This window comes from Gemmatimonas sp. (assembly GCF_021298855.1).
GTDB lineage: Bacteria > Gemmatimonadota > Gemmatimonadetes > Gemmatimonadales > Gemmatimonadaceae > Gemmatimonas.
Genome location: NZ_JAJTHI010000038.1, coordinates 15,621 through 30,783, shown reverse-complemented (window position 1 = coordinate 30,783; position 15,163 = coordinate 15,621). Strand labels below are relative to the sequence as shown.

Below are 15,163 nucleotides of genomic sequence, written 5' to 3'. Positions count from 1 at the left end.
GACACCTTCACGGGGCATCTCCATGATCCGCACTGGCTCGGCCGTCTGGCACGGCACCATCAAGGACGGCAACGGCACCATCACCACGCCGAGCGGCGTGCTCAGCGCCACCCCGTATTCGTTCAAGCTGCGCTTCGAGGACGAGAGCGGCCGTAACGGCACCAACCCCGAGGAGCTGATCGGGGCGGCGCACGCGGGGTGCTTTTCGATGGCGCTGTCGGGCCAGCTCACCCGTGCCGGCTTCACGCCGGAATCGCTGGCGACGACGGCGGCGGTGACGCTGGAGCAGAAGGATGGCGGCTTTGCGATCACGAAGGTGCACCTGACGCTCGACGCGAAGGTGCCGGGCATTTCGGCCGAGCAGTTCCAGGAGCTGGCCAACGCCGCCAAGGTGGGGTGCCCCGTGTCGAAGGTGCTGAACGCCGAGATCACGCTCACGGCCACGCTGGGCTGAGTGACGGTAGGGCGGGCGCGCTGCCGGCAGGCGGGTAGCGCGCCCGTTCGTTGGGCTATATATTCATTGTTACGTATGTTTGTATCAGTGCACCGCCACCGGAGGGCGTGACATGGCAGCCAAGCGCATGGGGCCGGAGTTGCTGGAGATGGTGGCCGAGCGCTTCAAGGCGCTCAGCGACCGCGCCCGCCTGAGCCTGTTGCAGGAGCTGCGCGGCGGGCCGCGCACGGTGAACGAGCTGGTCGAGGCCACCGGCATGGGGCAGGCGAACGTGTCGCGGCATCTGTCGCAGCTGTTTGCCAACGGCCTCGTGGCCCGCGAGCGCGACGGCGTGTACGTGCGCTACGAACTGGCCGACAAGGACGTCCTCAAGCTGTGCGAACTCGTTTGCGGCCGGCTCGAGACCGAACTCACTGAGCGCCGCAAGGTCATTGCCGGGCGCTGACGGGGCAGGCGGGGGTCACCCGATGCCGCTTACCATCTGCTCGAGCACGGCCATGGGCACGGCACCAACCTGGCGACTGACTTCGCGACCGCCGTGCATGAGCGTGAGCGTGGGGATGCTGCGAATGCCGAAGCGCATGGAGACGCCCGGGTTCTCATCCGTGTTCACCTTGGCCACCAGCACGCGGCCCTTCTGCCGACGCGCAAAGTCGGCGAAGACCGGCGCCATGGCCTTGCAGGGGCCGCACCAGTCGGCGTAGAAGTCCACCAGCACCGGCACGGTGCTCTTGGCCATCACCGTGTCGAAGGTGGCGTCGGTGAGGGTAATGGGGGCGTCCACCACCAGGGCACGGCGGCAGGTCCCGCACACCGGCGCACCGCTGGCGCTATGCATCTGCACCCGATTCAACTTGCCGCAGGAACCACACGGCACGATGGCGTGCCGTGTGGGCGTGTCGGTGCTGCTCATGGAAACTCCGAACGTCCGGGAATTGAGGTCACCGTGAAGATTGCGCCGGTGCGCGGCATCCGAACAAGCCCAGCCGCGCGAGGATTTTCTCGAGCGGGCAGAAGCTGGTGAAGCTGGACTGCAGCAGGTTGAAGCCCACGAACGCCGTGAAGAAGAACCAATTCTGCGACACGGTGAAGCCCAGCAGCACCGAGAGCAGGATGAACACGCCGGCGAAGCGGCGAATGACGTTGTCGTTGCACATCAGTCCACGGTCTCCGTGTGAAGTGGGGAATCGGCCAGGGGCGGCGCGTTCTTGCGCAGCTCCCAGTAGAGCAGGGGCACCACCACCATGGTGAGCAGCGTGGCCACCACGGCGCCGCTCATGAGCGCCACGGCCAGCCCCTGGAAGATCGGGTCGAGCACCATGACCAGCCCGCCCACCACCACCGCCGCCGCGGTGAGGGCAATGGGGCGGAAGCGCACGGCTCCGGCCTCCAGCACGGCATCCACCAGCGCCCGGCCGCGCGCCTCCTCCAATTGGATGAAGTCCACCAGCAGAATGGAGTTGCGCACGATGATACCGGCCAGCGCGATCATGCCGATCATGCTCGTGGCGGTGAAGAAGGCGCCGCCAATGGCATGCCCCGGCAGGATGCCGATGAGCGTGAGGGGAATGGGCGCCATGATCACCAGCGGGATGGTGAAGCTCTGGAACCACCCCACCACCAGCACATAGATGAGCACGAGCACGATGGCGAAGGCGATGCCGAGGTCGCGGAACACTTCGATGGTCACCTGCCACTCGCCGTCCCACTTGATGGCGGTTTCGCTGAGCGACTCCGGCGGCACGGCGTTGTAGATGCCCACGCCCGCGCCGTTCACCTGGATTGCCTCGATCTTGCGGTTCATGTCGAGGATGGCGTACACCGGGCTTTCGATTTCGCGCGCCACATCGCCGGTCACGTAGATGGCCGGGCGCAGGTCCTTGCGAATACGCGACCCTTCCCGCGTGCCCTCCACCACCGTGACGAAGCGGCCCAGCGGTTGCGGCCCCTGCATGGTGGCCATGGGGAGCGCCAGCAGGGCGTCCACGCTCGAGCGCTGTGCCACCGGCAGCCGCGGCACGATGGCCACCGCTTCCTTGGCGGTGGGCGCGCTCGCCAGCCCGGCTGGCGCCCCGCTCAGCGCCAGGTACAGCGTCTGCGTGATCTGTTCCACGCTGGCGCCCACCTCGGCGGCGCGCATGCGGTCCACGCGGAAGGTGCGCTTCTGCTGCGGCGCCTCCACCGTCCAGTCCACGTCCACCACGCCGGGCGTGCTTTCGAACACCTGCTTCACCGCCTTCGCCGCTTCCAGGCGCGACGCGTCATCGGCCGCGTACACCTCGGCCACGAGCGTGGAGAGCACCGGCGGGCCCGGCGGAATCTCCGCCACCTTGGCCGACGCACCATAGCCCTTGGCAATGCTGTCCACGGCGGGACGCACCGCCACCGCGATCTCGTGGCTCTGGCGGTCGCGCTCGCTCTTGCCCTTGAGGTTCACCTGCACGTCGGCCACGTTGGCGCCGCTGCGCATGAAGTAGTGGCGCACGAGCCCGTTGAAGTTGAAGGGCGCCGCCGTGCCGGCGTACACCTGCGTGCTCACCACTTCCGGCACCGTGCCGAGATACGCGGCAATCTCCGAGGCGGCCCGGTTGGAGGTTTCCAGCGACGTGCCCTCGGGGAAGTCGAGCACCACCTGGAATTCGCTCTTGTTGTCGAAGGGGAGCATTTTCACCTGCACCGCCTTGATCCCCACCAGCCCCATGCTGCCCACGAGCAGCGCCACCACCACGCCGTAGAAGGCGTAGCGCGTGCCCTTGTTCTCGATGAGCGGCGTCATGAGGCGGTGGTACAGCTTGTCGGTCTTGCTCCCCTCTTCGGGCGGGTGCTGGATGGAGCCATGGCCCGCCACCACATGCCCCTTGAGCAGCCGGTAGGCCAGATACGGCGTGACGATGAACGCCACCGCCAGCGACGCCAGCATGGCCACGCTCGCGCCCACCGGAATGGGACGCATGTAGGGGCCCATGAGCCCGCTCACGAACGCCATGGGGACGATGGCCGCGATCACCGTGAAGGTGGCCAGGATGGTGGGGTTGCCCACCTCGTCCACCGCGTCGATGCTGGCGATGTCCGCCGGCCGGTTCCCCATCTGCAGATGGCGGTAGATGTTCTCCACCACCACGATGGCGTCATCCACGAGAATGCCGATCGAGAAGATGAGCGCGAAGAGCGTGATGCGGTTGAGCGTGTAGCCCAGCGCATAGTACACGAAGAGCGTGAGCGCCAGCGTGACGGGTACCGCCACCAGCACCACCAGCGCCTCGCGCCAACCCAGGAACAGCCAGATGAGCAGCGTGACCGACACGGTGGCGATGATGAGGTGGAGAATGAGCTCCTCCGCCTTCTCGCCGGCGGTTTCGCCGTAGTCGCGCGTCACGTCGAGCTGCACGCTGGCCGGTACCAGGCGCCCTTTCGCCTGCTCCACGCGCGCCAGCACCGCGTGCGTCACGTCGGTGGCGTTGGCACCCTTGCGCTTGGCCACGGCAATGGTGACGGCCGCTTCGGAGGCGCCGGTTCCGGTGCGGTGTGACACGTAGTTCGTGCGGTCGCCGAAGTCGTCGCGTACATCGGCCACCGCCCGCAGGTAGACCGGCGAGCCCCGACGGTTGCTCACCACGATGCTCCCCACTTCGCGGGCGTTGGTGAGCGGCGCGCCCACCGCGATCTGCACCACGCTGTCGCGCGCGGTGAGTTCGCCGGCATCGAGACGGGCGTTGGCCTGGCGGAGCGCCATGGCCACTTCGCCCGGCGTCACGCCGCTCGCCGCCAGTCGCGCGGCATCGAGCGCCACCTTGATCTGCTTCGGGGCGCCACCGGTGACGAACGTTTCCGCCACTTCGGGCACCGTGCGGATCTCGTCCTCGAGATGCACGGCAATCTGCCGCAGCGTGTTGGCGTCGCTGTTGGCGCCGTGCAGCGTGAGGGCCAGCACCGGGACATCGTCAATGCTGTGCGCCTTCACGATGGGCGGCAGCGCCCCCGGCGGGGCCTTGTCCATGGCACCGGCCAGCTTGGCCTGCACGCGCGTCACGCTGCGCTCCTGGTCTTCGCCCACCTTGAAGCGAACCGTGACCATGCTGTAGCCGTCGCCCGACATGGTGTACACATGGTCCACACCGGGGAGCTCCATCATGCGCTGCTCGATGGGACGCGCGAGCAGATTCTCCGCCTCGGCGGGGGAGGCGCCCGGCATGGCCGCAATCACGTCGATCATGGGCACCGAAATCTGCGGCTCTTCTTCGCGGGGCGTGGCCATGAGCCCCAGCACTCCCACGGCCAGCGACGCGAACGTCACCAGCGGCGTGAGCTTGCTGTTGAGGAACGCCTTGGCAACGCGTCCCGAGATGCCCCAGGACTTGAGGCTGCTCATGCGCCCGCCTTGTTCGACGCCTTGTTTGCCGCCGGAATCACGATGACTTCACCCGCCTTGAGCCCGCCGGTGATCTCGGCGTGCGTGGTGGTGATGGTGCCCACGCGCACCCAACGGCGGTCGTCCACGCCGTTGGCGCGCACGATCACCCCCACCAGATCGCCGTCACGAACGAGCGCCGCTACCGGTACCACCAGTCCGCTCGTGGTGCCGGTGGGCAGGGCCACCGTGGCCGCGCTGCCGGCGCGCAGGGTGCCGGTGCGGTTGGCCACCACGGCGTTCACCGTGAACAGATTGCCCGCGTTGGCGGGTACCACCCCTTCCACCGTGGCCGTCACCGGCTGGCCATCGATGGTCGCGGTGAGCCGGGCTCCGCGCGTGAGGCCACGCACCGCTTCCGTGGGAGCCGACACGCTGAGCCGCAGGCTCGAGGCATCCTGCACGGTGACGAGCGGCATGCCCGGTGCGGCGAAGGTGCCCGGATCGGCGTGCCGCATGGTCACGATGCCACTGAACGGCGCGCGCACCGTGGCGTAGCTGCGCACGGCATCGAGTTCCCCGGCGCCGGCCCTGGCGGCGCGCAGCCCCGCGTCGGCGCGGGCCAGCCCGGTCATGGCGGCATCGTACTGCGCCCTGGTGGCCGCGCTGTCGTTGTAGAGCGCCGTGAAGCGTGCCGCATGCGCAGAAGCCTCCTTCTGCATGGCTTCGGCGTCGGCGATGCCGGCCGAGACCTGCGCGGCCTTGGCCGTGAGATCACGGGCGTCGACCTCCACCAGCACCTGACCGGCGCGCACCGCATCGCCCTCGTGCACCCGGACCGCCGTCACCGTGCCCATGAGCTTCGTGCTCACCATGGCCTGTTGCATGGGCTCAGCCACCCCGCTGGCCTCGAAGGTCGTGGTGATGGTGGTGTCGGCCAGCGTGAGCGTGGTGCCCTCGAGGCGCGGCGTGGTGGCCGGGGTGCTCGTGCCGTTGGCGCTGTCACTGGTCTTGTCCGATCCGCCACACGCCCCCAACACCAGCGCGCCCAGGGAGAGTCCGGTCAGCAGCAGCGCCGACGAGCGGCGCGAAAGGATCGTGGTCATCGTCGTGGTCATGGAGTCGGGTCCTCGTTGCGGACATCATTCGTGGAAGCGGCGTGGCGGCCATCGAGCTGCGCGAGGGCGCCGGGGTCGGCGCCAATGGCGCGGCGATGTTGGGCCAGCGCGTCAATGAACGTGTAGCGGGCGGCGGCCTCGGCGAGCGCGGCCCCGGTGGCGGCCGTTTCGGCGCCCAGCAGTTCAGCCACGGTGGCCAGGCCACCGCCGTAGCGCTTCTCCACCAAGCGGTGTGCTTCGCGGCTCTGCGCGGCGGCCATGGTGGCCAGGTCGAGCCGCTGCAGGGCGAGGGTCACGCCACGCGCGGCCGCTTCGGTTTCCACCCGCGCGTTCACCTGCGCCGCTTCCTCTCCGGCGCGGGCGCTGCGGGCGCGCGCCGACGCACCGGCCACATCGGCCAGTTCACTGGCCCCACCGAAGAGCGACCACGATCCCATGACCCCCACCGTCCAGTTGGGCCGGCCGCCATAGAGGGTGGTGGGCGAGTTGTAGTCGTAGCGCGCGAAGCCGTTGACCCGCGGCAGCAGCGTGGCCGTGGCGCGCTGGCGATCGGCGGCGGCGGCGCGGGCGCCGAGTTGGGCGGCGCGTACGTCGTCGCGGGTGAGCGCGGCTGTCCGTTCGCCGCTGCCCATGGGTGTGCTGCGCGCGAAGGCCCGCACCACGGAGTCACCGGGGAGCGATGTTGGCAACGCCACCAGGGCCGTGTCGGTGCGCCCCAGCAGCATGGCCAGCTGCTGGCGGGCCGTGATGGCGTCGTTGCGGGCGGCCAGCAGCTGCGATTCGATATCGCCGGCGCGCACGCTGGCCTGCAGCTGGTCGGCCTTGGTCACGAGTCCCTGGCGCACCATGCTTTCCACCTGCTTCACGGCCGACTCGGCGGCGCGTTTGGCCTGGGTGAGCATGGCCACCTTCTCTTCGGCCAGGACGGCGCCGTAGTACGCCTTCACGACCATCGCGCGGGTGTTCACCGCGGTCCAGTCGGCCATGGCGTCGTGGGCGTCGGCGGCCGACCGGGCGGCGCGCCAGCCGGTGAGGGCGTCGGCGTTGAAGACCGGCACCTCGAGCACGAGGCCGCCGGTCATGTTGTTCACCGGCGCCGGGTCATTGAGCCGGGCCGGGTCGAAGGCCGCCGGCGTCACGGCACGCTGGCGCAGCGTGGTGCCGAAGGCGCCGATGGGGTCGGTGGTGCGGACGAATCCGCCTTCTACACGTGCCGAGGGGAGGATGCCCTTGAGGGGCAGCGCCGCCTGGGCGCGGCTGTTGGCGGCATTGGCCGTGGCCTGCCGGTTGGCAAAGGCCCGGCGGTCGGCTTCCGCCAGCGCGTCGGCGAGGCGGAGGGGCGACTGCGCCGCGAGCAGCCCGGGGAGGGCGAGCGTTGCGGCGGCGACCAGGGAATAGGGTGTGGTTCGCATATATATATATTACTAAATGTGTATACAATAGAACACAAGTCCCCGACGCTGGCCGGGAAGGATGCAGGGAGCGGGGAGCGGGAGGCAGGGGCGACGGCTTCCTGCCCCCTGCCACCCGCCCCCTGCCACTCGCCCCCTGGGCCGCTGACGGCGACTCCCGTTCAGGGTTCGGAGTCGTGGGTTGAGCGCCGTGGGTGTGTGCGGTACCACCCCTCACGCTTCACCCACGACACCCGACACTGCAGAGCTGGGGTCAGAGCTGGGGTCAGAGCTGGGGTCAGAGCTGGGGTCAGAGCTGGGGTCAGAGCTGGGGTCAGAGCTGGGGTCAGAGCTGGGGTCACTGGGGTCAGAGCTGGGGTCAGAGCATCCACCCCCCGCACCAGCCGCCGCTTGGCTGTGGGCCGCTGACGGTGATTCCCGTTCAGGGTTCGACGTCGTGGGTTGAGCGTCGTGGGTGTATGCCGTACCCCCTCACCCCCGCTCCCTGCGACCAGTCCTGCGGACCGCCTCCGCGCTCTACTTCCCCAGTGTCCGCTCGAAGAACGCCCAGACCCGGTTCCACGAGTCGATCTGCTCCGGCGAGTCCTCCCGCTCCAGCGTCTGCCTGTTTACGCGGCGGCTGAAGGTGTGCCCCACGCTCGACGGGCCGGGGGTCGGGTTCACGTACACCTTCGTTTCGGCCAGCGTGGGCTGCCGCGCCTGCAGGGCGTCCACGAGCGGGCGCGCCTCCTCGAAGTTCACGTCTTCGTCGTTCGTGGCCACATGCACCAGCAGCGGGAACTTGAGGCTGTCCACCCAGTAGTACGGCGACCGGCGGATGTACTCGGCCCGGTTTTCGAAGGGCAGCCCCTTGAGACCCGCCTGGGTGGCGAAGGAGCGCTGGTACGACGGGCCCTTGAAGGACAGCCGGAAGAGCAGGTTGGTGACGGGCACGATGGCCGCGCCTGCCTTGAAGGGCGAGCCCTGCGCCTCACGCGTGAGCAGCAGCGACGTGATGTAGCCGCCGTGGCTCCACCCCATGACCCCGAGGCGATCGGGGTTCACATACGGGAGCGCCTTGAGCACATCGGCCGCCGACTCCACATCGTCCACTTCCATGCCGCCGTAGTCGATGGCGTTGTGGTGCTCCTTGCCAAAGCCGGTGCTGCCACGGTAATCGGGGGTGATGATGGCGTAGCCGCGCTCCACCGCCTCCCGGATGAAGGGCCAGTAGTTCTGGTCCATGTTGCCGTGCACGCCGCCGTGCACCCACACCAGCGCCGCATGTTGCCGGGGGCCTTTGGGGGTGAGCGGCTCGAACAGGTAGGCGGGGATCGTCATGCCCCCCGCCTGACTCTTGTAGGTCACCATGGAGAACTTGAGCACGCCCATCGCGCGGGCCGCGAAGATGCTGTCGGTGGCCGCCTTGCTCTTCATGGCCCGCTCGTAGTCGGCCACGGGGTGATCATCGGGGCGATTGCTCACATACAGCAGCTGTGCGCGGGCCGAATCCATGGGGACGACCTGACGCCGGGACGATGGCGCGTCCTCCTGCGCGCGCAGCGGCAGGGCGGTGGCGGCGCAGAGCAGCGAGGCGGAGAGCCAGGAGCGGAGACTGGGCATCGGCAGCAATGGATCGGGGTGAGGCGATGCGTGCTGCGGCGCGTGGGGGCCGTGCACGGGCTATCCGGGTTACGCCCGTGGCCCGCTGTTCGCTGGCGGTGAGCGGCCTGCGCCTCCCCCACTCGTGGCAGGGGGCGTGACTGGGCAGATTCCGGGGTCTGCACGACTCACCGTTGCCTTGCTTCCCTAACTGCCATGCGCCCCACCTCTGCCTTCGTCGCCGCCGTCTCGGCGGGTGTGCTGTCGCTTGCCGCGCTGCTGGCTGCGCCCACGCCACTCGCCGCCCAGGCGCTGGCGCACACGCAAGGCGCCGCCGACCGCGCCCTTCCCACCGAAGGGGGGCAGGCAGCCTTTGCCGCCATCGCCGAAATCGTGCGACTGCTGGAGGCCGACCCGACCACCGACTGGTCGAAGGTGAATCTCGAGCGGCTGCGGCTGCATCTGCGTGACATGGACCTTGTCACGCTGCAGAGCCGCGTGACGTCGGCCCCGGTGGCCGGGGGGGCGGTGTTCACCGTGCGCGGCACGGGCGAAACGATTGCCGCCATCAAGCGGATGACGGCGTCGCATGCGGCCATGGTGGAGATGATGGGTGGCCCACGCATGGCGCGCACCGAGCTTCCCGATGGCGTGCGGCTGGTGGTCACGGCGCGCAGCGGTGACGCCACGTCGGGTGCGCTGCGCATCCGCGGCCTGGGTTTCATTGGGCTGCTGGCGAGCGGCGATCATCACACGATGCATCACCTCATGCTGGCGCGCGGCGAGGCGATGGCCGACCACGGGCATCGCTGACGCGTCTCGCCAACGCGTCTTGCCAACGCGGCGCGCACGGGCACGACAGCGGCGGTCCGGTCCGCCGCGTAAACTTGGGGTGGCCCGGTCCGCGGTGGATCGGGCATCTCCTGTGCCCTCCCGCCATGCCTCACTCCCTCTCGCGCGCCGGCCGCGGCCGTGCGTTCGCGCTGGCCACCGCCGGTCTGTTGCTGGCCCCTTCCTTGCTGGTCGCGCAGACCGCATCCGGCGTCACCACCGGCGACGCGCCACTCGTGCGCGCGCTGCGCTTCCGCAACATCGGCCCTGCCTCCATGAGTGGGCGCATCACCGACATCGCCGTGGTCGAGGCGCCGCGCGCCGTGCGCGGTGGCCGGCTGGGCACCACGATGTACGTGGCGGTGGCGACGGGTGGCCTCTGGAAGAGCACCAACGCCGGCCTCACCTGGACCCCCGTCTCCGACTCCATCGGGGTGGGGAGCATCGGGGCGGTGGCGGTGGCCCCCTCCAACGGTGACGTCGTGTGGGTGGGGAGCGGGGAGGCGAACAACATGCGCAGCTCCTCATGGGGCATCGGCGTGTTCAAGAGCACCGATGGCGGCAAATCGTGGTCGAAGCCCATGCTGCCCAACTCGCAGCACATTGGCCGCATCGTGATCGATCCGCGCGACCCCGATGTGGTGTACGTGGCGGCCATGGGGCCGCTGTGGGGACCGGGGGGCGAACGCGGCCTCTTCAAGACGATCGACGGCGGCAGAACGTGGACCAACACCAAGGCGCTCTCCGAACACACGGGGTTCACCGAGGTGATCATGGATCCCGCCAATCCCGACGTGCTGTATGCGGCGTCGTACCAGCGGGAGCGGCGCGCCTACGGCTTCCTGCCCAGCGGCCCCGAAAGCGGCATCTGGAAGACCACCGACGCCGGCAAGACGTGGACGCGCCTCACCAAGGGGCTCCCCGAGGGGGACGCGGGGCGCATTGGCCTCGCGGTGTGCCGTTCGCGGCCGAACACGCTGTACGCGAGCGTGCACGCGAAGGGCACCGCCAACGGCCTCTATCGCAGCGACGACGCCGGCGCCACCTGGCGTCAGACCGACCGCAGCAACGGCACCCCCTGGTACTACTCGCAGGTGCGTTGTGACCCCACCGACGCCGAACATGTGGTGCGCCTCAATGTGGGCAGCACCGAATCGTACGACGGCGGCAAGACCTGGCGTCCGTACGCGGCGGGCGGTGGCGTGCACAGCGATCATCACGCGCTCTGGATCAACCCTGAGGACCCCGATCATCACGTCATGGGGAACGACGGCGGCGTGGACATCACCTACGATCGCGGCAAGAGCTGGTACAACGTGGAGAACATCGTGGGCGCGCAGTTCTACGCGCTCAGCGTGGACGACCAGTGGCCCTTCTACCACGTGTACGGCGGGCTGCAGGACAACCAGACGTGGGGCGGCCCCAATCGCACCCGCAACGGCTTCGGCCCCACCAACGCCGACTGGGTGCGCATGGCGGGCGGCGACGGCTTCTTCAACGTGACCGACGTGTTCGATCCCACGGTCGTGTATGCGGAATCGCAGAACGGCGGCATCGTGCGCTATCACGCCCGGACGGGGCAGACCAAGGGGATCAAGCCGCCGCAGCGCGAGGGCGAGCGGCACCGCTACAACTGGAGCGCGCCCATTGTGCCGTCGCGGCACACGGGAGGCACGGTCTACTTCGCCGCCAATCACGTCTTCAAGAGCACCGATCGTGGTGACTCGTGGACCACCATCAGCGCCGATCTCACCCGCAACATCAATCGCAACCAGCTCCCCATGCGCGGCACGGTGCCGCCCCGCGATGCGCTGGGGCTGCACGAGGGCACGGCGGCGTTTGGCAACATCAGTGCCATGAGCGAGTCGCCGCGGCGCGCCGGTGTGCTGGCCGTGGGCACCGACGACGGCGTGGTGGCCGTGACGCAGAACGACGGGCGCACGTGGACGCGCGTGACCAGTGTTGCCGGGGTACCTGACACCACGTACGTGAGCGGAGTGCAGCTGTCGCGGCATGCCGAGGGCACGGTGTACGCCACCTTCGATGGTCATCGCAGCAACGACATGAAGCCGTACGTGTACCGGAGCACCGACTACGGACGCACCTGGACCAGCATTACCGGCAACCTCCCGGCCCTGGGGCCGGTGCAGGTGCTGCGTGAGCATCACCGCGCCGCCAACCTGCTGTTTGTGGGCACCGAATTCGGCGTCTTCTTCACGGTCGACGGCGGCGTCACGTGGACACCATTGCAGAGCGGCATGCCTGCCGGTGTGCCGGTGTGGGATCTTGCCATTCAGGAGCGGTGGAACGATCTCGTGGTGGGCACGCACGGGCGCGGAGTGTACATCCTCGACGATCTCGCGCCGCTCGAGCATCTCGCCGCGGCGAAGCGCGCGGAGTCGGCGTATCTCTTCCCCACCCGGACCGAGATCGCGTTCCAGCCGAACGCCAGCCGCATTTCGGGCATGGGCTCCACCGGTTTCGAAGGGCAGAACCCGGAGCATGGCGTGCGCCTCGCCTATCTCGTGAATGGCGTGGCCGAGGGCACGCGGGCGACGCTCGAGATCGTGGACGCCTCGGGGCGCGTGATTCGTGAACTGCCGGCCGAGAGCAAGCCCGGGCTCTACCGCCCGGTGTGGGACATGCGCGTGGGCGCGCCGCTCACGGGCAGCGTTGCCAGCGCGTCGGCCCCGGCGCGCGGGCAGGGCGGCGGCTTCGGCGGCTTTGGTGGTGGCTTTGGTGGTGGCGCACGCACGTACGCCGCGCCGCCGGGCAGCTACACGGCGCGCCTCGTGCTCACCCCCGCCAGCGGCGCCCCCACGGTGCTGACGCGTCGCATCACGCTGCTCCCCGACCCCGAGCAGACCATGTCGGTGGCGCAGCTGCAGCAACTCGATGCCTTCCGGCTGGAGGTGGTGAAGTTCCAGCGGCAGGTCACCGAGGCGCAGAGCAGCGCCGACAGCGTGGTGCGCACCTTCAACGCCGTAAAGACGGCCGCGACCGCCGACAGCGCCAAGCTCACGCCGGCGCTGCGCACGCAGCTGGCCGATGTGGAGAAGGCACTCGCCACCTTCACGCGAGAAATCGGCTCAGGGATGGCCGGTCGCGCCGCGCAGCTGGCTGCGCGCGCCGCAGCACCGCCGGCCGACGACATGGAAGACGAGAATCGCGGCTCCAGTGGTGCCCCCGACATGTCCTTCTCGGGACGCCTCGGCACGCTCAACGGCGTGATCGGGGCCAGCTTCCCCGTGTCGGCGACGCAGCGCACGCTGCTGACCACGCTGCGCCAGGAGTTGGCCGTACAGCAGGCGGTGGTGGCGAGGGCGAAGCGTGACGGGATTCCGGCGCTCGAAGGGTCGCTCAAGGCGGCGGGTGTGAAGCTGCCGTAACCGTCTGGAACAGCTCGTCGGCGAACTGCTCGTCGGAAACACGGAGCCACGGAGGAACGGAGGTGAACAGCACAATGACCGCTGACTCCGTGACGCTGTGGCGCCGTGTCTTCGACGCGCCGTTTCCCTATCGGAAGACCGGTAACGCCGCCGCCGCTCGAGGCTCGGCTTTCCGCCAGTCGCGACCGAGCAGCGCGGCGATCGTGGCGGCCATCTGCGCCTGGTGGGTGGGCGTGTCGCGACGCACGCCCAGCGCCGGGGTATCGGGACCCATGACGGCGCTCCAGATGTACTGCGCGCCGTCAACCTTCTCGCCATGATCGGTCCACTCGGCGCCCCAGCCGCGGCCGTGATCGGTGGTCACGAGCAGCGTGACCTTGTCGCGCGTGCGCGGGTCCCGTTGCACGGTGGCCCACAGCTCGGCGAGAAAGCGGTCCACCTGCTGCGCACTGCGCAGGTACATGTCGTAGCGCCCGCTGTGCGCATACTCGTCGGTTTCGCCGTAGCCCACGAAGAGTACCTTGGGCAACCCCCGCGCGATGGTCACGAGCGTGGCCTGATGCATGGGCGCGTCGAGCGCCACGTCGGGCCAGAGCTGCGTGTGGGTCCGGTAGAGCGCCTGCAGCAGCGTGGAGACCGAGTCGCCACGTGGCGGCGCGCCGCGATCCCACCCGTCGTACACCGGCACGCCGCTGCGCTCGGTGTTGATGATGCGCCGAAAGGCGTTCCAGGTGGCGTGCGCCACCACGCGCCCGTTGAACGCCGAGTCGCGGTTTAGCCACTCGAAGACGGTGGTATTGGGGTTGGGCGGATACCCGTTGCTGTCGATACGCGGATCGACGAACCCGGTGAACGTCTCACTGTATCCCGGATACGAAAAGCGGAAGCGGTTCCCAATCCGGGCCACGCTTCCCGAGGCGCTGTCACCGAAGAGCTGCCCCTGCCTGGCGACCGTGCCCCAGAGGAACGGCAGCAGCGCCTCGCGACGGGCCTCCGGCGTGTCACGCCAGAAGTCACGCTTGAGCGCCGTGGTGTCGTTCACGTACTGGCGCGTGCGCAGCAGGGTGCTGTCGGCACCGCGGAACAGCTCCTGCCAGCGCAGGCCGTCGGTGATGACCAGCACCACGTGCTCGGTCCTGGTCGTGGCCGGCAGGGGCTGGGTGGATTGGGCGCCGGCGTGCGTGACGCTACAGACTGCAAGCACAGGGAGCAGTCGGCAGGACGCAGGGAGCAGGGAGAAGAGCCGCTTCATCATCGCCGCGGTCTCCGCATGGTCGCGGCCTTCTCCACCAGGCGCCGCAGTTCCTTGATGGGCTCCGCGCTGTCGTCCACCTGCAGGCGCAGCACTACATCGTTGTTGAGCCATACGCCACCATTCTTCTTCACGATGAGCATGGCGGCGCTCTGCATGCCGCGCTTGTCGCCGCCGGCGGCCTGACCGGCCTCGAGCGCCGCGAGCAGGCGCAGCGACAGGTGACCCTCGGTGGTTTCGAACGCCTTCACCATGGCGTTCACCACCTCGGGGCCGGCCAGTATGTTGCCCTGCGCGGTGCAGTAGGCGCCCTGCTTGTCACCGGCCCATTCGCTGGCCTTGGGGCCGGTGTAGGCGGCCACGGTGCCGCGCGCATCGATCACGGCGAACTGGCGCCCCTGCTTGGTCCAATTCTCCGGGCGCGGATCGGGATCACGTTCCCACACCTGCTTCACCACGTCGGCCGGTTTCGCGCCTCCGCGCAGCAGGGCGAGCGCCTGCGGTCCGTAGCTCACATCCACGATGGCCTGCGTAGCCACCACCCCCACGTCGGCCTCGCCCCAGAGCACGCCATTGCCCACCGAGAAGACGCGGCTCTGCACCGCACCGCCCACTTCACCGGTGGCCGGGTCGTAGCCGAGGATGGAGAAGGTGGCCACCGGCGGCCAGGGGGCCGGCGGCAGGGTGGAGAAGTTCCGGTCCGCCTGTTGAGCGGGGAGCGCCGGCGCGATGGCGAGGCCGGCGAGAAGGGCGAGAAGGGAGAAACGCATGCGGGGGA

Annotated in this window: 12 protein-coding genes; 4 read left to right on the top strand and 8 right to left on the bottom strand. The window is 69.1% G+C overall.

The features are described 5' to 3' along the window. Positions 1–22: 22 nt before the first annotated feature. Together LW840_RS12105 and LW840_RS12100 are read left to right on the top strand one after the other, a co-directional pair. A complete protein-coding gene (locus LW840_RS12105; protein ID WP_291267693.1) occupies positions 23–454 on the top strand; it encodes an OsmC family protein in 432 nt (143 codons plus the stop codon). Positions 455–566: 112 nt separating this feature from the next. Next, positions 567–899, top strand: coding sequence for a metalloregulator ArsR/SmtB family transcription factor (locus LW840_RS12100; RefSeq protein WP_291263618.1), 333 nt, complete (start codon positions 567–569; stop codon positions 897–899). Between the two features lie 15 nt (positions 900–914). On the opposite strand, the gene trxA is transcribed toward LW840_RS12100, so the two are convergent. The 6 genes from trxA to LW840_RS12070 all read right to left on the bottom strand — a co-directional run bounded on the left by trxA (position 915) and on the right by LW840_RS12070 (position 8,934). After that, a complete protein-coding gene (trxA, locus tag LW840_RS12095; protein WP_291277057.1) occupies positions 915–1,367 on the bottom strand; it encodes a thioredoxin in 453 nt (150 codons plus the stop codon). A gap of 28 nt (positions 1,368–1,395) precedes the next feature. Next, positions 1,396–1,611: a DUF2892 domain-containing protein gene (locus LW840_RS12090; RefSeq protein WP_291267695.1), complete on the bottom strand. Its 216-nt coding sequence runs from the start codon at positions 1,609–1,611 to the stop codon at positions 1,396–1,398. Then, positions 1,611–4,823, bottom strand: a complete 3,213-nt coding sequence (locus LW840_RS12085; RefSeq protein WP_291277056.1) for an efflux RND transporter permease subunit — start codon at positions 4,821–4,823, stop codon at positions 1,611–1,613. The genes LW840_RS12090 and LW840_RS12085 overlap by 1 nt, the downstream gene beginning before the upstream one ends. Further along, positions 4,820–5,920, bottom strand: coding sequence for an efflux RND transporter periplasmic adaptor subunit (locus LW840_RS12080; protein WP_291268639.1), 1,101 nt, complete (start codon positions 5,918–5,920; stop codon positions 4,820–4,822). Before LW840_RS12080 ends, LW840_RS12085 begins: the two co-directional genes overlap by 4 nt. Next, positions 5,917–7,332: a TolC family protein gene (locus LW840_RS12075; RefSeq protein WP_291277055.1), complete on the bottom strand. Its 1,416-nt coding sequence runs from the start codon at positions 7,330–7,332 to the stop codon at positions 5,917–5,919. The genes LW840_RS12080 and LW840_RS12075 overlap by 4 nt, the downstream gene beginning before the upstream one ends. A 516-nt stretch (positions 7,333–7,848) precedes the next feature. Then, positions 7,849–8,934 (bottom strand): alpha/beta fold hydrolase, encoded by a 1,086-nt coding sequence (locus LW840_RS12070; RefSeq protein ID WP_291263784.1) that lies wholly within the window; start codon positions 8,932–8,934, stop codon positions 7,849–7,851. Between the two features lie 195 nt (positions 8,935–9,129). Between LW840_RS12070 and LW840_RS12065 the strand changes: the two genes are divergently transcribed. Beyond that, positions 9,130–9,726: a hypothetical protein gene (locus LW840_RS12065; protein ID WP_291268641.1), complete on the top strand. Its 597-nt coding sequence runs from the start codon at positions 9,130–9,132 to the stop codon at positions 9,724–9,726. A gap of 125 nt (positions 9,727–9,851) precedes the next feature. Continuing rightward, the gene (locus tag LW840_RS12060) at positions 9,852–13,133 is read left to right on the top strand and encodes a hypothetical protein (RefSeq protein WP_291277054.1); all 3,282 of its coding nucleotides are present in this window, start codon (positions 9,852–9,854) and stop codon (positions 13,131–13,133) included. Between the two features lie 127 nt (positions 13,134–13,260). Here LW840_RS12060 and LW840_RS12055 read toward each other — a convergent pair whose 3' ends face one another. Both LW840_RS12055 and LW840_RS12050 read right to left on the bottom strand, forming a co-directional pair. Next, positions 13,261–14,337, bottom strand: a complete 1,077-nt coding sequence (locus tag LW840_RS12055) for a hypothetical protein (protein ID WP_291277053.1) — start codon at positions 14,335–14,337, stop codon at positions 13,261–13,263. 47 nt (positions 14,338–14,384) lie between these two features. Then, positions 14,385–15,155 (bottom strand): DUF1028 domain-containing protein, encoded by a 771-nt coding sequence (locus LW840_RS12050; protein WP_291267093.1) that lies wholly within the window; start codon positions 15,153–15,155, stop codon positions 14,385–14,387. Positions 15,156–15,163: the final 8 nt, after the last annotated feature.